Source organism: Kosakonia sp. CCTCC M2018092, from assembly GCF_003864115.1.
Taxonomy (GTDB): Bacteria; Pseudomonadota; Gammaproteobacteria; order Enterobacterales; family Enterobacteriaceae; genus Kosakonia; species Kosakonia cowanii.
In genome coordinates this window covers 2,619,912-2,635,825 of sequence record NZ_CP034225.1, presented here as the reverse complement: position 1 = coordinate 2,635,825, position 15,914 = coordinate 2,619,912, and the positions used below count along the sequence as shown (strand labels likewise).

The window sequence follows — 15,914 nt, the reverse complement described above, 5'->3', positions numbered from 1 at the left end:
GCGCGAGCGGCAGGTGGGAGAGGGGATTAGCGAATGGTTTTCGGCGTGACCACGCGGCGCGCACCAACATAGTGGCGCTGCCAGTAATCTTCGCTTAATGAAGTGACCTGAATATCCTGGCCGCTGCGCGGTGACTGGATAAATTTGCCGTTGCCAACATAGACACCAACGTGATCGGCGGTACCCCGGCCCTGGGTGCGGAAGAAGACCAGATCGCCGCTCTCCAGTTCGCGCAGGTTAACCGGCGAGGCATCACGCAGGTGATACATCTCATTGGCGGTACGCGGAATACGGAATTTCACCAGATCTTTATAGGCGTAATAGACCAGCCCGCTGCAATCAAAACCGGTTTTCGGTGAGGTACCGCCCCAGTGGTAGGGTTTGCCGAGCTGGTTCATCAGCTTCGACATCGCGGTTTTTTGCACTTTTTGCACGCGCAGTTTATGCACGTCTGCCAGCGTGCCCGCCTGGCTGCTTTTCACTTTAATACAGTGCGGCTTGTGGCCTTTGCGCGGCGTACACTTCTCAGTCCAGCTAACGGTTGCGGTTTTCTGTGAACTGGATGCTTTACGACGCGAGGGAGTTTTAGCGGTTTTCTGCGGGGTAGCGCTGTTTTTCTTTTTTATCGTTTTGGTCGACGTTTTGGTTTTTGCGGTTTTTTTACTGCTGGCTTTTTCTGCTGGAGTGCCACTGCTTTTCTTTGCTGTTTTTGTAGAACTGTTTTTTTTCTTACGTTCGGATGCTTTCGCCAGATGTGTTTTTTGCACGGCCGAGGCTGGCGCTTGTTCAGAAGCGCTCGCTAATGGCGTGAAAGACAACGTGGTGAACAACAAAGCACAGAGCGTGATTGAAGCTTTTGGTATCCGCGCCACTGAGCAATCCCCTGTTAGGGCAGGCATCTATAATGCTTGCGTATGATTTAAAAAACTCGTCGATTCTAATCTATAAAAAGCCCAAACGTTAATACTGTTTTTGCATCTATAGCGTCGTTTCGTTAACAAGCGCAAAAAAACGAGCAAAACGTTTCGCTAAAAACGGTTTTTCCATCACCTGAACCGCGCCGGGTTGGCTTAAGTCACCTTTACCTTATCGTGCCTGTAACACCTTAAATCCGCGCGGTGAATAAAATGTTATTTTCCGAAGCCAGCCTGACCCGCTACAATGTTCGATCTCTGCCGTAGAAGAAGTTGAAGGAAGCAAAGACAATGAGTGAGACTCTTGAGAAAATTCAGCGCCAGATCGCTGAGAACCCGATTCTGCTGTACATGAAAGGCTCGCCGAAACTGCCAAGCTGCGGTTTCTCCGCCCAGGCGGTACAGGCGCTCTCTGCATGCGGCGAGCGTTTTGCCTATGTGGATATCCTGCAAAATCCGGATATCCGTGCTGAACTGCCAAAATACGCAAACTGGCCAACCTTCCCGCAGCTGTGGGTTGAGGGTGAGCTGGTTGGCGGCTGCGATATCATTATCGAAATGTATCAGCGCGGTGAATTGCAGCCGCTGATCAAAGAGGCTGCCGCTAAATATAAAGGCGTACCGGACGCCGAATAATCTGGCGTTCCTCGCTCTGCCTTGAAAGGGCTCATGTTGCGACATGAGCCCTTTTTTATTGCCCGTCACCTGCCCACATTGCGTTGACTTAACCTAAATCATTGGGTATTACTGTTCGAGGTTTTTAGTTAAGTCATTGTAAAATATCTTATTTTAGGAGTTTTAATAAACGCCGGCATGATTTTTCTGATGATCGCGCTATTAATAAGATCGCATTAATGCAGGATGAATTATGGAAAAAAAGGACAAATTAATTGCGTTTATGGTGCTTCCACTCTCTTTTTCAGTGGCGGCGCAGCCGCAAACGGCGGTTAGCTCCTACGAGGTGACGACCGGGATCTCACTCGGCACGCTGAGCGGAGTAGCAAAGGAGCGGGTCTACGAACCCGAAGAGGGCGGGCGCAAAGTGAGCCAGCTTGACTGGCGCTACCGTCACGTCGCCGTGGTTCAGGGGTTTATGGAGTGGCAGGTGCGCGGTTGGTTATCTTTTGGTGCGCAGGGATGGACGACCTTGTCACAAAATAGCGCCAACATGGAGGATTTTGACTGGCTGCTGGCGTCGCAAAAAAAGTGGTCCAATCACAGTTCACACCCGAATACGCGGCTCAATTTCGCTAATCAGTGGGATCTCCATTTAACCGGCTGGCTGGTTCACCAACCTCGCTGGCGGTTCGGCGTGATGGGCGGTTATCGACAAGATCGTACCAGCTTCTCCGCGCGTGGCGGCACGTTCAGCAATAATAATGGCGCAGAGATTGGTCGCTTCCCCAATGTAAAAGCCATCGGTTACGCACAGCGCTTCGGCATCCCCTATGTTGGCCTTACCGGGCGCTATCGCCATGAAAATATTGAAGCGGCAACCAGCCTGAAATACAGCCGTTGGGGAGGGGCGCAAACAACAGACCAGCACTACCTGCGCAGCCTCACCTTCAGGGATAGTACCCGGCAGCAGCAGAGCTTTTCCCTCTCTGCCAGCGTCGGGTATTACCTCACGCAGCAGGTAAAGCTCTATCTGGAAAGCACATGGAACCGCACGTTAAACAAAAAAGGGGACAATATCTCTGTCTTCTCTAACGGAGATATCTATGCGCGCGCCTCTTTCAGGAATATCGCTGGCATCGAACAGTACGCGCTGCTCACCACCGCCGGGCTGGTCTACCACTTTTAATAAAAAACCGGTCAACAGACCGGTTTTTTTCAGGCTTCTGAATCGACTTCTGGCGTCGGCAACGGCCAGCCGCCAAGCCGCTTCCAGCGATTAACGATTTCACAAAACAGCTGTGCGGTCTGCTCCGTGTCATACAACGCGGAGTGTGCCTGCGTGGCGTCAAAAGCGATGCCAGCGGCCGCACAGGCTTTAGAGAGCACGGTCTGACCCAGCGCCAGCCCGCTTAATGACGCGGTATCAAAGGTGACAAAGGGGTGAAACGGATTGCGTTTCATCGCCGCACGCTCGGCGGCGGCCATCATAAAACCGTGATCGAAGGTCGCGTTGTGCGCCACCATGATCGCGCGGTTGCAGTTCTGCTCTTTCATCCCTTTGCGCACCATTTTGAAAATGGCGTGCAGGGCGTCATATTCGCTCACCGCGCCGCGTAGCGGGTTCGTCGGGTCGATCCCATTAAACGCCAGCGCTTCCGGTTGTAAATTAGCTCCTTCGAATGGCTCAACGTGAAAGTGCAGGGTGCTGTCAGGCATCAGCCAGCCTTGCTCATCCATTTTTAACGTAACGGCGGCGACTTCCAGCAGGGCGTCGGTTTTGGCGTTAAACCCGGCGGTTTCAACATCGATTACCACAGGGTAAAAACCGCGAAAACGGTCGCACAGAGCAGTCAGTTGAGCATTATCGGACATCAGGATCTCTTGATAGGAAAAAAGGGCAGCGCATTATGGCAAATTTTACGGAAAGATGTAAAACAGCGGGCGCATTGCGCGCCCGATGGGATCAGTGACCCAGACCGCGTCCGGCGTCTTTCTCTTCAATCAGTTCGATTTTGTAACCGTCCGGATCTTCAACGAAGGCGATAACCGTGGTGCCGCCTTTAACCGGGCCAGCTTCACGGGTGACGTTGCCGCCGTTTTTGCGAATCGCTTCGCAGGACTCCGCCGCGTTTTCCACGCTCAGCGCGATGTGACCATACGCCGTGCCCAGCTCATAGCTGTCGACACCCCAGTTGTAGGTCAGCTCAATCACCGCTTCTTCGCTCTCATCACCGTAACCGACAAAAGCCAGCGAATATTTGTACTCCGGGTTTTCGCTGGTGCGCAGCAGTTTCATGCCCAGCACATTGGTGTAGAAGTTGATTGAGCGTTGCAGGTCGCCGACGCGCAGCATGGTGTGAAGTAAGCGCATAATATCCTCTTTTATGAATGCGTTAACGTTCCGGTTCGAAACACGGTTTTAGTATAGCGGCCGATCCGGGCCGCTATCAAATCTCAATCCGCTTCTCAGAGAGAAGGGTAGTCGGTGTAGCCTTCTGCGCCGCCGCCATAGAAGCTTTCCGGGCGCTGCGGGTTGAGTTCCGCTTTCAGCTGCAGGCGTTTTACCAGATCCGGGTTGGCGATATAGGCGCGGCCAAACGCCACGGCATCGATCAGCCCCTTGTTGATCAGGTCTTCCGCTTTCTCAACGCTGTATGCGCCAGCGCCGATAATCGGGCCGTGGAAGCGCGCACGCACTTTTTCACGGAACGTTTCGCTGTACGGCTCGCCGCCCGCCCAGTCCGGCTCGGACATGTGCAGATAAGCGATACCGCGTTTACCCAGCTCTTCAATCAGGTAGAGCGCGTCCGCTTCTTCGTTCGGGCCGTTGTCGGTGTTCTGGAAAGAGCCGATTGGCGAGACACGAATACCGATGCGATCGGCGCTCCACTCTTCACACACGGCATCAATCACTTCCAGCACCAGGCGCGCGCGGTTTTCAACGCTGCCGCCATACTGGTCGGTACGCTGGTTAGCAGAAGGTGAGAGGAACTGGTGCAGCAGGTAGCCGTGGGCAGAGTGCAGCTCAACCAGATCAAAACCGGCTTCGCGCGCGTTGGCAACGGCCTGGCGGAAATCATTAACGATGCCCGGGATCTCATCGGTCTCCAGCGCGCGCGGCATGGAGGTATCTTCACGGGTGGCGTTGCCGTTTTCATCCCGCAGCGAGGTACGGGTACCCGCGCTGATCGCAGACGGCGCAACCGGTGCGGCACCGCCCGGCTGTAAGCTGCTGTGAGAGATACGGCCGGTGTGCCACAGCTGAACCGCAATGCGGCCATCATCGGCATGAACGGCATCGGTGATCTTTTTCCAGGCGGCGATCTGCTCGTCGCTGTGCAGACCCGGCGCACCCGCATAGCCTTTCGCCTGGGCGGAGATTTGCGTCGCTTCACTGATGATAAGCCCGGCGCTGGCGCGCTGGCGGTAGTACTCGGCCATCAGCGGTGTTGGGACATCGCCCGGCTCAATGCTGCGCAGGCGCGTCAGGGGCGCCATCAGCACGCGGTTCGGTACGGTAATGGCACCGACTTTCAACGGCGTAAATAATTTACTGGACATAAACAACTCCTGAATAGACCGGTCGACTAGTAAAAAGTGAAATAAAAAGCCTGATGTTATTCAGGCCGGGTAATGATCTGTTGCGCATGCGCCAGCGCGCTCTCCAGCGGCACGGCGCTGCGCGAAATTTTTGCCTGCAGGTTTGCACCAAGCCACAGAGCATATAACACCTGCGCCTGGGTGTGGGCTTCGCCGGCAAAGGCGAGACTCTTATCCTCGCGTCCCTGTTCCAGCGCCTTAGCGAGCAGGGCGATAATCCCCCGCGCGCCACGGTCCATGGCGGTGCGCATATCTTCCGAGAGATCGCACACTTCCGCCGAGAGCTTCACCGTCAGGCAGCCGCTGATGTGGCCCTGCTGGCAAAACTGATTCAGCGTCTCCTGATAATAGGCCAGCAATCTGTCGCGCGCCGTGCCCGGGCCGCTGGCAAAATGGTTCGCCAGCCGCTGGTGGTAACCCGCATAGTGGCGCTCAAGCAGCGCCACGCCAAACGCCTCTTTCGAGCGAAAGTAGTGGTAGAAGGAGCCTTTCGGCACTTCCGCCGTTTTCAGTAATTCGCTTAACCCCATGCCGGTAAAGCCGCGATGCATACAGAGCTGCTCGCCGGTTGCCAGTAAGTGTTCGCGTGTGTCGTGTTCAGAATTCTTGCGCATCGACACACTCTAGCGGGCGAACTTTGTGATGGCAATTGGCGAACAATGCGTTTTTAACAGTTGCGCAATATCTCACCGCGGTCTTGAATGTAGAGAAAGCCTGCATCTATGGAGCGTCCATTGCCTGAACAACTGGAGTTTTTCCCGGTCCAGAGTCCGTGTCGCGGCATCTGTCAGTCAGATGAGCGCGGCTTTTGCCGTGGCTGTATGCGCAGCCGCGATGAGCGCTTTAACTGGCAAGCGATGAGCGATGCGCAAAAGCAGGAGGTGCTGCGCCTCTGCCGCCAGCGCTGGCAGCGTAAATTGCGCGCAATGCGTGACCAGCCCCCGGAAGAACCTGATCAACCTTCGCTGTTTTAAGGGCAAAAATGGGTATACTCGGGGCAAATTACCTTCGAGGAAACTATGATGGTCCAGCGTATTGCCCTTGCGCCGCAAGGTCCTGAGTTCTCACGTTTTGTGATGGGTTACTGGCGTCTGATGGAGTGGAACTTTACCCCGCGCCAGCTGGTGAGTTTTATTGAAGCCCATCTCGACCTTGGCGTTACCACCGTCGATCATGCCGATATCTATGGCGGCTATCAGTGTGAAGCCGCCTTCGGCGAAGCCCTCAAACTTGCCCCGCATCTGCGCGCGCGTATGGAGATGGTCACCAAATGCGGCATTGCCACTACCGCGAAGCCGGAACACGCGCTCGGCCACTACATCACCGAGCGCGACCATATTATTCACAGCGCCGAGCAGTCCCTGCGCAACCTGGCGACCGATTATCTCGATCTGCTGTTGATCCATCGCCCGGATCCGTTGATGGATGCCGACGAAGTCGCTGAAGCCTTTTTACAGCTGCACCAGAGCGGTAAAGTGCGCCACTTCGGCGTCTCTAACTTCACGCCCGCACAATTCTCCCTGCTGCAATCACGGCTGCCGTTTACGCTGGTCACTAATCAGGTAGAGATCTCGCCTGTGCACCAGCCGCTGCTGCTTGATGGCACGCTCGATCAGCTTCAGCAGTTGCGCATCCGCCCGATGGCGTGGTCCTGCCTGGGCGGCGGGCGCATCTTCAGCGATGCCGACTGCCAGCCGCTGCGCGATGAGTTGCACCAGGTGGCAACGGAGCTGAACGCCGAAAACATTGAGCAGGTGATTTACGCCTGGGTGCTGCGTTTACCCTCTGCGCCGCTGCCGATTATCGGCTCCGGCAAAATTGAGCGCGTGCGTTCATCCCTGGGCGCGCTCAATCTTCAGATGTCCCGCCAGCAGTGGTTCCGCATCCGTAAAGCGGCGCTCGGCTACGACGTGCCGTAAGCTAACGCTATGACCTCCCGGTGAAATCTGCCGCTCTGGCCTACACTTACAGAGCGAAAACAATCCAACGGAGGTCACATGAAGCGTTTTAGTCTGGCAATGCTGGCTCTGCTCACCTGTGCGGGTGCGCAGGCCGCCAGTGAAGAAGTGCAGATGAACCTCGTCACCGCGCAGGGCGTCGGGCAGTCCGTCGGTAGCGTGAAGATCAGCGAAACCGATAAAGGGCTGGAGTTCGCGCCCGACCTCAATGCGCTGCCGCCCGGCGAGCACGGTTTCCATGTCCATGCCAAAGGCAGCTGTCAGCCAGCAATGAAAGAGGGCAAGCCCTCTGCCGCTGAAGCCGCAGGCGGTCACCTCGATCCCCATAAAACAGGCAAACATGCAGGACCAGAGGGGGAAGGCCATTTAGGCGACCTGCCGGTGCTGGTGGTCAATAATGACGGTAAAGCGACCGATGCCGTTGTTGCGCCGCGCCTGAAAAAGCTGGATGAGGTGAAAGGCAAGGCGCTGATGATCCATGTCGGTGGCGATAACATGTCCGATCAGCCGAAACCGCTCGGCGGCGGCGGGGCGCGTTATGCCTGCGGCGTAATTAAGTAACCGGCTCGCTAATAGTGCCTGGCGCAGGCGCGTTTTCCAGTTGAGCAAGCGCGCAGTAGAGACGCCAGATAAGCGAGGCGAGTTCCCGCGCGGCGGGCTGGTGATGCTGACCCAGCGCCGCGCAAATCCGATCTAACTCTGCGAGCGTGGCGTTGAGCGACCGTTGCTGCACGCCGCGCTCGCTCATCACATCCCGCAGCAGACCAATGGCGCGATCGCGCACCCGGCTTAACGGATCGGAACGCGTCTCCCAGCCGCGCAGTTGCCACACCACATGCGAACAGTTGAGCAGCACCACGCCCCAGCGCAATAACCAGCGCCGCGCCTGTGCATCCTGGCTGTTACTGAGCTGACTGATGTGGTGATAAACAACCGACTCATATTGGTGTTCCTGCAACCTTGGCGTGCGGCTCAGTTGGTCAACAAAATGGCGGCGCAGGGCGCGAATATGGCGACGGCTTTTGCGCGCATCCGATCCCGGTCGCAGCACCGCAAAGGCGAGCCAGGCCAGCGCCACGCCGAGGATCTTTGCCAGATCGGCATTGAGAAAATCGGCAAAATCAAACACCGGTGGGTCGCTCACCGCGATAAACGAACCCATAAAAACAATCAACTGCCCCCACAGCCCGGCGCGCTTTGGCATCTGAAGCTTGAGCAATTGCAGGGTGGTAAGCAGCGGAAAGAGAAACAGCAGAAACAGCGCCAGCGCGTTGATCTGCACCATCAGGCCAAATTTCACCACAAAGCTAAACAGTGTCAGCAGGGCAAGCGTGCGCAACAGCAGGGTTAAAGAGTTAAACGGCGCGGGCGAGACGGAGTAGAGCACGCAACTGATCGCTGCCAGCGTCAGCGCGGCGGAACCATGCTCCCACTGCGCGCTGAGACTCCACGCTCCGATCATGATCAGCGCGACAAAGGTTCGCAGCCCGCTCCACAACGCCTCGGCATTGTCGATATCGCGCATTAACGCCGGGCTGCGCGGCGGCAGCGCTTCGCTTACCGGTGAGGCGTTTTCCAGCTGGCGTAACCAGCGGCTGCTGGCAAGGTATAAACGGCAGAAGTAGCGCAGCCGCTGCCAGAAAGCGTGATGGCGATAGTCAGCCTGCGGCGTCGGTGCCAGCGGAGCAATGATGCGCGCGACCGTTAGCGCGTCGGCATCGTGATGCGCCAGCTCTGCCAGCAGTTGCTCAAGCACCGGGCGCAAAGTGGCGGGCGCGTCGGGCCAGTTGAGCATCATTCGCCGCAGGCTGGAGATGACGCTGGTCATGCGCAACTGCTGATGGAGCAGCCAGGTGAGCACCCGGTTTTGACGACGAAAGCGATAGTGGCTCCAGAAAGCCTGAATGCGCAGCAGGTTGGTGGTGAGGATCTGCCCAATCACGCTCTCATGTGCGTTGCGGATCGCGTCGTTTGTTTCCGCCTGCCAGAGCAGGCTGGCGTGCTCCAGTAACCGGGCATGCATCCTTCTGAGCGCGGCGAGCAGAGTCGGGCCATCGGCGGTGCCTGGCAGGATCATCATCATCATGCCGCCGCACAGAATGCCGAGGATCACCTCGCAGACGCGCGCCTGGGCGATATCCCACAGTTCGGTAATTTCGGTGATATTGGTCATCGCAAAGGCGATGATGGCGGCGGTATAACCCGCCAGTTGAAAGGCGTAGGCGACATTGTTCGTGAACTGGGCGCAGGCCCAGGTACAGAAGGCTATCCAGCCCGCCATGGCAAACAGAAACAGCCACGGATCGTTAAGGGTTTGCCCGGCGATAATCAGTGCGGCGCACGCCCCAAGCAGGCTACCGGCAATACGCCCGAGGCTTTTGCTGATCACGCCCCCGACGGTGGGAAAGCTGACCACCGCTGCAGAGGTCATTGCCCAGTAGGGCTCATCCAGGTTGAGCGCATAGGCAAGCGTCAGTGCCAGGCACATAGCAATGCCGTTACGCAGTGCGTAGCGCCACTGGCCGCCGGTCGCCTTGACCCACGGCAGGTTTTGCCACAGCAGCATTAGCCTGCTCACGGCTGCTCGCTGATGGTGACGGTGCAGGTGGTGCCAGCCACCAGCGTCATATCCTGCGGCAGGGCGTCAAACTGAATGCGTACCGGCACACGCTGCGCCAGCCGCACCCACGGAACAGTCGGTTTAATATCCGCTACCAGCCCGCTGTCCGCCTCCACGCTCTGATCGTAAATGGCGCGACCAATGCTGGCTACGTGACCCTGTAACGTTTTATTGCTGCTGTAGAGCACAATCTTCGCCGCAGCACCTTCACGAATGTGGCGCAGTTTGGTCTCTTCAAAATAGCCGACAACGTAAAACGAGTGGCTGTCGACCAGCGCAAACACCGGCTGACCGGCAGTAGCGTAGTTGCCGGTGCGCGCTGAGAGATTGGTCACCCAGCCATCGACCGGCGCGGTAACGCGGGTTTGCGCCAGCTGCCATTTCGCCTGATTGAGTTGCGCCGTAGCGACGGCGACATCAGCCTGCGCCGCTTTAACGCCAATATTGGCGGTGTCGAGATCTTCGGCCGAGATGTAGTTATGGGAGAGGTGGCGGCGACGATTGGCTTCGTTATTGGCTTTTGCCAGCTCCGTTTGCGCCTTCGCCAGTTGCCCTTCGGCATTCACCACCGCAATGCGATAAGGGGTATCGTCAAGCAGAAACAGCACATCGCCTGCGTGAACATACTGGTTATCTTTCACCGCCAGCTGGCGAATAGTGCCGGAGACCTGCGGCGTGATGCTCACCTGCTCGGCGCGCACTTTGCCATCCCGCGTCCAGGGCGACTGCATATAGACATTCCACATCCACCAGCCTGCGGCCAGCGCAATCGCCACGACCAATAACGTTGAGAAATACTTCAGTGAATTAAGCCGCATTGTTACCACACCATCAACAGGCCGAGCGCGAGGCTCAGCGCAATCACAAAGAGGGAGAGATCCATCAGCATCGGGTGCCAGATATCGCCCGCGTAGATCCAGTCGCGCAGCAGGCGGTGCGCCATCAGCCAGATAAGAAAGCCCAGCATCACGGCTTTGAAGAGCGGCGGGAAATAGACCGAGGCGCCAAAGATAAGATCCTGGAAGGGTAAATCGGGAGAACTTGAGGTTAACTTCACGCGTCACTGTCCTGTTTAAATGAGTGCGCCAGGGGGACGGAAAGCGGCACGGCACAAGCCCTGGCGAGGCGAGCAATATATTTGTTTTACAAATATAAATGCTGCAAACTATTCTAAAATGAGTATAATAACTTAGCAAACTAATTATAAGGAGATGAAATTGGAATCGCCATTAGGTTCTGATCTGGCACGCTTAGTGCGCATTTGGCGTGCTTTGATTGACCATCGCCTAAAACCTCTGGAATTAACGCAGACACACTGGGTGACGCTGCACAATATTCATCAGTTACCGCCCGATCAGTCGCAAATTCAACTGGCAAAAGCGATCGGCATTGAGCAGCCTTCACTGGTGCGCACGCTCGATCAACTGGAAGAGAAGGGCCTGATTTCTCGCCAGACTTGCGCCAGCGATCGGCGGGCAAAACGCATTAAATTGACCGAGAAAGCGTCGCCTATCATCGATCAGATGGAGACGGTAATTCGTAAGACCCGGGGTGAAATTTTATCCGGGTTCTCTGCGGAGGAGCTGGACATGTTAATTAAGATGATTGCCCGGCTGGAGCACAATATCACTGAGCTCCAGTCGCGAGACTGAAAGCAAAAAGCCTTGCAATCGCAAGGCTTTTTTTATGCCCATAGAGGGCAAGCTTATGCGGCCATCAGCATGACCGCACACGCTTGTGATTAACGCGGGGAAACGGTAATTTCGCGGCCGTTGCTCGCCATCACGACGCGCTGACCTGCAACGTACTGGGTTTTACCCTGTTTCTGCACCACCATAATGGTGTTGCCGTCATCTTTACGAATTTCCAGCTCCACGCCCTGGGTTTTGTTCATCGCACCCTGCGCGGATTGACCCGCAACGCCACCGGCTACAGCGCCTGCGGCGGTTGCCAGCGAACGACCTGCGCCGCCGCCAATGGTGTTGCCCAGGAAACCACCCAGCACGGCACCGCCCAGCGCACCGATAACATTGCTGTCATCACCGCCCTGAATCTGCACCGGACGAACGTTAACCACGGTGCCGTAAGTGACATTTTGCACCTGTTTGGCTTCGGATGCAGAGTAGACGTCGCCGGAGAGCGAGTCGTTATTCACACACCCAGCCAATGTAAAACCAACCAGCGAAACTGCCAGTGCACGTAACATCATTTATGAATCTCCTGTTCACCATGAAACGCCCTTGCGAGCATCCGTCATGGCTAAATTATATGGCATATTCGCAATGCCACTCGAATCTTCAGCCAATTCCCGAAAAAAATGATACACAAAGCGCGATCAACCCGATCTAAACGAAGCGATTATAAGCGTACTTTGCGCCATTTACACTTAAGCAAAAGGGTGAGGATTGTTAAAAAGTGTTTGCAGTCGATGGCGTAAACGGACGCTTTATGGTGGAGTGGAGCCTCTTTGCCATACATGAAAGGAAGGGGTATGAAATCAGGTCGCTATATTGGGGTGATGTCGGGCACCAGCCTGGACGGGGTGGATGTGGTGCTGGCCGCCATCGACGACACCATGGTCGCGCAGCAGGCAAGCCTGACCTTTCCCATTCCGCTGCCGCTGAAAGAGGGGATCCTCGGCATCTGCCAGGGGCAGGAGCTAACCCTCTCGCAGCTCGGTCGCCTCGACACGCAGCTCGGCAAACTCTTTGCCGATGCGGTATTAGCCCTGATGGACAGAGAGCAGCTCATTGCCCAGGATATTGTGGCGATTGGCTGTCACGGCCAGACCGTCTGGCACGAGCCGACGGGCGTCGCACCGCACACCTTACAAATCGGTGATAACAACCAGATCGCCGCGCGTACCGGCGTTACCGTGGTCGGCGATTTTCGCCGCCGGGATATGGCGCTCGGCGGGCAGGGCGCGCCGCTGGTGCCCGCTTTTCATCACGCGCTGCTCGCGCACCCGGTTGAGCGGCGTATGGTGCTCAATATCGGCGGTATCGCCAATCTCTCACTCTTGATCCCAGGCCAGCCGGTCAGAGGTTTCGACACCGGGCCGGGCAATATGCTGCTTGATGCGTGGATCTGGCGTAATCAGGGTAAAGCCTATGATGAGAACGCGCAGTGGGCGAGCGAAGGCAAAGTGATCCTGCCGCTGCTGCAAAGAATGCTGAGCGACCCCTATTTTGCCGAGCCGGCACCGAAGAGCACCGGGCGGGAGTATTTCAACGCCGCCTGGCTGGAGCGCCACCTTGTTCACTATCCTGGGCTTGCCGCCTGCGATGTGCAGGCGACGCTGGTGGAGCTGACGGCGATCACCATCTCCGAACAGGTATTACTCAGCGGCGGCTGCGAGCGGCTGCTGGTGTGCGGTGGCGGCAGCCGCAACCCGCTTTTAATGGCGCGTCTGGCAAGCCAGCTTCCCGGCATTGAAGTGGCACCAACGGATGATGCCGGGATCAGCGGCGACGATATGGAAGCGCTCGCCTTTGCGTGGCTGGCCTGGCGCACGCTGGCTGGCTTGCCGGGCAATCTCCCCTCGGTGACCGGTGCTGCCGCGCCAACGGTGCTGGGGGCGATCTTCCCGGCTAACCCACGGCAGAATCAGAGTTAACCGCATTCCACTTCAGGGGTACGCCGCTAGACTGACCGGGTTTAAGGAGGGCGCTTCGCTCTCCGTGACCAGGAGCGTCCCGGAGTATCCTATGAAAAAAATCCTTATCATCTGCCTGCCCGCACTGCTCGCCGGATGCAGCTATTACAACCAGTTCGTCGAGCGCATGCACACTGACACTCTCGCCTATCAGTGCGATGAAAAGCCGCTAACCGTGAAGATTAACCAGACCCGCCAGCAGGCGAGTTTCGTGCTTGATAACCAGCAGCTAACACTTCAGCAGGGGCTCTCCGCCTCGGGCGCGCGTTACACCGACGGCGTGTACGTATTCTGGTCAAAAGGTGACGGTGCCACCGTCTATAAACGCGACCGTATTGTGTTAAACAACTGTCAGTTAATTCCGCAGCGTTGAGATTTTCACCGGGGGGCGCATAATAGCTCTCCCTGAGGACAACTTTCGCTAACGCCATGACTGATAACGATCAATTGCAGCACATTGCGCACCTGCGCCGTGAGTACACCAAAGGCGGTCTGCGCCGCGCCGATCTTCCCGCCGACCCTTTAACGCTCTTTGAACGCTGGCTTGGCCAGGCGTGTGAAGCGCAGCTCGCTGACCCGACGGCCATGGTGGTCGCCACCGTTGATGAGCAGGGGCAACCCTATCAGCGCATTGTGCTGCTCAAGCACTACGACGAAAAAGGGCTGGTGTTCTACACCAACCTCGGCAGCCGTAAAGCGCAGCACCTGGAACATAATCCGGCTATCAGCCTGCTCTTTCCGTGGCACATGCTGGAGCGCCAGGTGATGGTGACCGGAAAAGCGGAGCGTCTCTCCACGCTTGAGGTGGTGAAATATTTCCACAGCCGCCCGCGCGACAGCCAAATCGGCGCCTGGGTCTCGAAGCAATCAAGCCGCATCTCCGCGCGCGGTATCCTCGAAAGCAAATTCCTCGAACTGAAACAGAAATTCCAGCAGGGCGAAGTGCCGCTGCCCAGTTTCTGGGGCGGGTATCGCATCCCGATTGAGCAGATGGAGTTCTGGCAGGGCGGCGCAAATCGTCTGCACGATCGTTTTTTGTACCAGCGTGAAAATGATGCGTGGAAAATCGACCGTCTGGCACCGTAAAACGCCGAAAATGTTGTGATAAGCGCTGGTGCAACGTAGCCCGGCGCTTTATGCTATCTGCCCCCCTGAAGTATCCTTTCGCATCTGGCGAAAAGTCGTGTACCGGCATAGGTGCAGTCCGTTTTATACATGGAGAATTTGATGGCTAGCAGTAACTTGATTAAACAATTGCAAGAGCGGGGCCTGGTGGCCCAGGTGACGGATGAGGAAGCGTTAGCAGAGCGACTGGCGCAGGGGCCAATCGCGCTCTATTGCGGCTTCGATCCCACCGCTGACAGCTTGCACTTGGGGCATCTGGTTCCTTTGTTATGCCTGAAACGCTTCCAGCAGGCGGGTCACAAACCGGTCGCGCTGGTGGGCGGCGCAACGGGGCTTATCGGCGATCCGAGCTTTAAAGCCACCGAGCGTAAACTCAATACCGAAGATACCGTGCAGGAGTGGGTCGACAAGATCCGCAACCAGGTGGCACCGTTCCTCGATTTTGACTGCGGCGAGAACGCGGCTATTGCGGCGAACAACTACGACTGGTTCGGCAGCATGAACGTGCTGACCTTCCTGCGCGATATCGGTAAACACTTCTCTGTTAACCAGATGATTAACAAAGAAGCGGTCAAACAGCGTCTGAACCGCGATGATGTCGGCATCTCTTTCACTGAATTCTCCTACAACCTGCTGCAGGGCTATGACTTTGCCTGCCTGAACGAGCGCTACGGCGTGGCGCTGCAGATTGGCGGCTCCGATCAGTGGGGCAACATCACCTCCGGTATCGACCTGACCCGTCGTCTGCATCAGAACCAGGTCTTCGGCCTGACCGTACCGCTGATCACCAAAGCCGACGGCACCAAATTTGGTAAAACCGAAGGCGGCGCGGTGTGGCTCGATCCGAAGAAAACCAGCCCGTACAAGTTCTACCAGTTCTGGATCAACACCGCCGATGCGGATGTTTATCGCTTCCTGAAGTTCTTCACCTTTATGGACATCGCCGAGATCAACGCGCTGGAAGAAGAGGATAAGAACAGCGGGAAAGCGCCGCGCGCGCAGTATGTGCTGGCCGAGCAGGTAACGCGTCTGGTTCACGGTGACGAGGGTCTGACCGCCGCGAAACGCATCACTGCAAGCCTGTTCAACGGCACGCTGAGCGATCTCAGCGAAGCCGACTTTGAGCAGCTGGCGCAGGATGGCGTACCGATGGTTGAGATGGAGAAGGGCGCGGATCTGATGCAGGCGCTGGTTGATTCCGAGCTGCAACCGTCCCGCGGCCAGGCGCGCAAAACCATCGCCTCTAATGCTGTCACCATCAACGGTGAAAAGCAGGCCGATCCGGAGTATTTCTTCACCGATGCTGACCGTCTGTTTGGTCGCTACACGCTGCTGCGTCGCGGTAAGAAGAACTACTGCCTGGTGTGCTGGAAGTAATTCTCTGGCTTCAGACGATAAAAAAGGCGGGATATTCCCGCCTTTTT

At 56.7% G+C, this 15,914-nt stretch carries 19 protein-coding genes; 10 read left to right on the top strand and 9 right to left on the bottom strand.

Annotated elements, in window-relative coordinates:
* Positions 1-26: 26 nt before the first annotated feature.
* Positions 27-872: a C40 family peptidase gene (locus EH164_RS12585; protein ID WP_124968460.1), complete on the bottom strand. Its 846-nt coding sequence runs from the start codon at positions 870-872 to the stop codon at positions 27-29.
* A gap of 333 nt (positions 873-1,205) precedes the next feature.
* Between EH164_RS12585 and EH164_RS12580 the strand changes: the two genes are divergently transcribed.
* Positions 1,206-1,550 carry a Grx4 family monothiol glutaredoxin gene (locus EH164_RS12580; protein WP_023481856.1) on the top strand — a complete coding sequence of 115 codons (345 nt, stop codon included), beginning with the start codon at positions 1,206-1,208 and terminating at the stop codon, positions 1,548-1,550.
* 232 nt (positions 1,551-1,782) lie between these two features.
* Positions 1,783-2,718 carry an omptin family outer membrane protease gene (locus EH164_RS12575; RefSeq protein ID WP_124968459.1) on the top strand — a complete coding sequence of 312 codons (936 nt, stop codon included), beginning with the start codon at positions 1,783-1,785 and terminating at the stop codon, positions 2,716-2,718.
* Positions 2,719-2,747: 29 nt separating this feature from the next.
* Here the strand turns inward: EH164_RS12575 and rnt are convergent, their stop codons facing one another.
* From rnt to EH164_RS12555, 4 genes are all read right to left on the bottom strand, one after another.
* Positions 2,748-3,404, bottom strand: coding sequence for a ribonuclease T (rnt, locus tag EH164_RS12570; RefSeq protein WP_124968458.1), 657 nt, complete (start codon positions 3,402-3,404; stop codon positions 2,748-2,750).
* Between the two features lie 91 nt (positions 3,405-3,495).
* The gene (gloA, locus tag EH164_RS12565; RefSeq protein ID WP_023481879.1) at positions 3,496-3,903 is read right to left on the bottom strand and encodes a lactoylglutathione lyase; all 408 of its coding nucleotides are present in this window, start codon (positions 3,901-3,903) and stop codon (positions 3,496-3,498) included.
* A gap of 95 nt (positions 3,904-3,998) precedes the next feature.
* A complete protein-coding gene (locus EH164_RS12560; RefSeq protein ID WP_023481761.1) occupies positions 3,999-5,093 on the bottom strand; it encodes an alkene reductase in 1,095 nt (364 codons plus the stop codon).
* 56 nt (positions 5,094-5,149) lie between these two features.
* On the bottom strand, positions 5,150-5,746 hold the full coding sequence (locus EH164_RS12555; protein ID WP_124968457.1) for a TetR/AcrR family transcriptional regulator: 597 nt from the start codon (positions 5,744-5,746) through the stop codon (positions 5,150-5,152).
* A gap of 108 nt (positions 5,747-5,854) precedes the next feature.
* Here EH164_RS12555 and EH164_RS12550 point away from each other — a divergent pair, with 108 nt between their 5' ends.
* The 3 genes from EH164_RS12550 (at position 5,855) to sodC (ending at position 7,651) form a co-directional block, all read left to right on the top strand.
* Positions 5,855-6,106 carry a DUF1289 domain-containing protein gene (locus EH164_RS12550; RefSeq protein WP_161629349.1) on the top strand — a complete coding sequence of 84 codons (252 nt, stop codon included), beginning with the start codon at positions 5,855-5,857 and terminating at the stop codon, positions 6,104-6,106.
* Positions 6,107-6,154: 48 nt separating this feature from the next.
* Entirely contained in the window at positions 6,155-7,051 is an 897-nt protein-coding gene (locus EH164_RS12545; RefSeq protein WP_124971433.1) for an aldo/keto reductase family oxidoreductase, read from the top strand.
* 78 nt (positions 7,052-7,129) lie between these two features.
* The gene (sodC, locus tag EH164_RS12540) at positions 7,130-7,651 is read left to right on the top strand and encodes a superoxide dismutase [Cu-Zn] SodC (protein WP_124968456.1); all 522 of its coding nucleotides are present in this window, start codon (positions 7,130-7,132) and stop codon (positions 7,649-7,651) included.
* Here the strand turns inward: sodC and EH164_RS12535 are convergent.
* The 3 genes from EH164_RS12535 to EH164_RS12525 are packed head-to-tail and all read right to left on the bottom strand — an operon-like array spanning position 7,644 to position 10,767.
* On the bottom strand, positions 7,644-9,656 hold the full coding sequence (locus EH164_RS12535; protein ID WP_124968455.1) for an FUSC family protein: 2,013 nt from the start codon (positions 9,654-9,656) through the stop codon (positions 7,644-7,646). The two genes, sodC and EH164_RS12535, sit on opposite strands and share 8 nt — an antisense overlap.
* An 8-nt stretch (positions 9,657-9,664) precedes the next feature.
* Entirely contained in the window at positions 9,665-10,528 is an 864-nt protein-coding gene (locus EH164_RS12530) for an HlyD family secretion protein (RefSeq protein ID WP_124968454.1), read from the bottom strand.
* 2 nt (positions 10,529-10,530) lie between these two features.
* A complete protein-coding gene (locus EH164_RS12525; protein WP_054802851.1) occupies positions 10,531-10,767 on the bottom strand; it encodes a DUF1656 domain-containing protein in 237 nt (78 codons plus the stop codon).
* 154 nt (positions 10,768-10,921) lie between these two features.
* Here EH164_RS12525 and slyA point away from each other — a divergent pair, with 154 nt between their 5' ends.
* Complete coding sequence (gene slyA / locus EH164_RS12520) at positions 10,922-11,362, top strand: transcriptional regulator SlyA (protein WP_034814017.1); 441 nt, start codon at positions 10,922-10,924, stop codon at positions 11,360-11,362.
* Between the two features lie 89 nt (positions 11,363-11,451).
* Here the strand turns inward: slyA and slyB are convergent, their stop codons facing one another.
* Positions 11,452-11,919, bottom strand: coding sequence for an outer membrane lipoprotein SlyB (slyB, locus tag EH164_RS12515; RefSeq protein ID WP_023481629.1), 468 nt, complete (start codon positions 11,917-11,919; stop codon positions 11,452-11,454).
* A 282-nt stretch (positions 11,920-12,201) separates the two neighbouring features.
* Here slyB and anmK point away from each other — a divergent pair, with 282 nt between their 5' ends.
* From anmK to tyrS, 4 genes are all read left to right on the top strand, one after another.
* Positions 12,202-13,326 (top strand): anhydro-N-acetylmuramic acid kinase, encoded by a 1,125-nt coding sequence (gene anmK, locus EH164_RS12510; RefSeq protein WP_124968453.1) that lies wholly within the window; start codon positions 12,202-12,204, stop codon positions 13,324-13,326.
* A 91-nt stretch (positions 13,327-13,417) separates the two neighbouring features.
* A complete protein-coding gene (gene mliC, locus EH164_RS12505; protein ID WP_124968452.1) occupies positions 13,418-13,738 on the top strand; it encodes a C-type lysozyme inhibitor in 321 nt (106 codons plus the stop codon).
* A 56-nt stretch (positions 13,739-13,794) separates the two neighbouring features.
* The gene (gene pdxH / locus EH164_RS12500; RefSeq protein WP_124968451.1) at positions 13,795-14,451 is read left to right on the top strand and encodes a pyridoxamine 5'-phosphate oxidase; all 657 of its coding nucleotides are present in this window, start codon (positions 13,795-13,797) and stop codon (positions 14,449-14,451) included.
* 141 nt (positions 14,452-14,592) lie between these two features.
* Positions 14,593-15,867: a tyrosine--tRNA ligase gene (gene tyrS / locus EH164_RS12495; protein WP_023481336.1), complete on the top strand. Its 1,275-nt coding sequence runs from the start codon at positions 14,593-14,595 to the stop codon at positions 15,865-15,867.
* Positions 15,868-15,914: the final 47 nt, after the last annotated feature.

What these genes read in the sequence shown, in the direction of transcription:
- EH164_RS12580 (WP_023481856.1), top strand. Translation starts at nt 1,206, where the DNA reads ATGAGTGAGACTCTTGAGAAAATTCAGCGCCAGATCGCTGAGAACCCG.
- EH164_RS12575 (WP_124968459.1), top strand. Translation starts at nt 1,783, where the DNA reads ATGGAAAAAAAGGACAAATTAATTGCGTTTATGGTGCTTCCACTCTCT.
- rnt (WP_124968458.1), bottom strand. Translation starts at nt 3,404, where the DNA reads ATGTCCGATAATGCTCAACTGACTGCTCTGTGCGACCGTTTTCGCGGT.
- gloA (WP_023481879.1), bottom strand. Translation starts at nt 3,903, where the DNA reads ATGCGCTTACTTCACACCATGCTGCGCGTCGGCGACCTGCAACGCTCA.
- EH164_RS12560 (WP_023481761.1), bottom strand. Translation starts at nt 5,093, where the DNA reads ATGTCCAGTAAATTATTTACGCCGTTGAAAGTCGGTGCCATTACCGTA.
- EH164_RS12555 (WP_124968457.1), bottom strand. Translation starts at nt 5,746, where the DNA reads ATGCGCAAGAATTCTGAACACGACACACGCGAACACTTACTGGCAACC.
- EH164_RS12550 (WP_161629349.1), top strand. Translation starts at nt 5,855, where the DNA reads ATGGAGCGTCCATTGCCTGAACAACTGGAGTTTTTCCCGGTCCAGAGT.
- EH164_RS12545 (WP_124971433.1), top strand. Translation starts at nt 6,155, where the DNA reads ATGGTCCAGCGTATTGCCCTTGCGCCGCAAGGTCCTGAGTTCTCACGT.
- sodC (WP_124968456.1), top strand. Translation starts at nt 7,130, where the DNA reads ATGAAGCGTTTTAGTCTGGCAATGCTGGCTCTGCTCACCTGTGCGGGT.
- EH164_RS12535 (WP_124968455.1), bottom strand. Translation starts at nt 9,656, where the DNA reads ATGCTGCTGTGGCAAAACCTGCCGTGGGTCAAGGCGACCGGCGGCCAG.
- EH164_RS12530 (WP_124968454.1), bottom strand. Translation starts at nt 10,528, where the DNA reads ATGCGGCTTAATTCACTGAAGTATTTCTCAACGTTATTGGTCGTGGCG.
- slyA (WP_034814017.1), top strand. Translation starts at nt 10,922, where the DNA reads ATGAAATTGGAATCGCCATTAGGTTCTGATCTGGCACGCTTAGTGCGC.
- slyB (WP_023481629.1), bottom strand. Translation starts at nt 11,919, where the DNA reads ATGATGTTACGTGCACTGGCAGTTTCGCTGGTTGGTTTTACATTGGCT.
- anmK (WP_124968453.1), top strand. Translation starts at nt 12,202, where the DNA reads ATGAAATCAGGTCGCTATATTGGGGTGATGTCGGGCACCAGCCTGGAC.
- mliC (WP_124968452.1), top strand. Translation starts at nt 13,418, where the DNA reads ATGAAAAAAATCCTTATCATCTGCCTGCCCGCACTGCTCGCCGGATGC.
- pdxH (WP_124968451.1), top strand. Translation starts at nt 13,795, where the DNA reads ATGACTGATAACGATCAATTGCAGCACATTGCGCACCTGCGCCGTGAG.
- tyrS (WP_023481336.1), top strand. Translation starts at nt 14,593, where the DNA reads ATGGCTAGCAGTAACTTGATTAAACAATTGCAAGAGCGGGGCCTGGTG.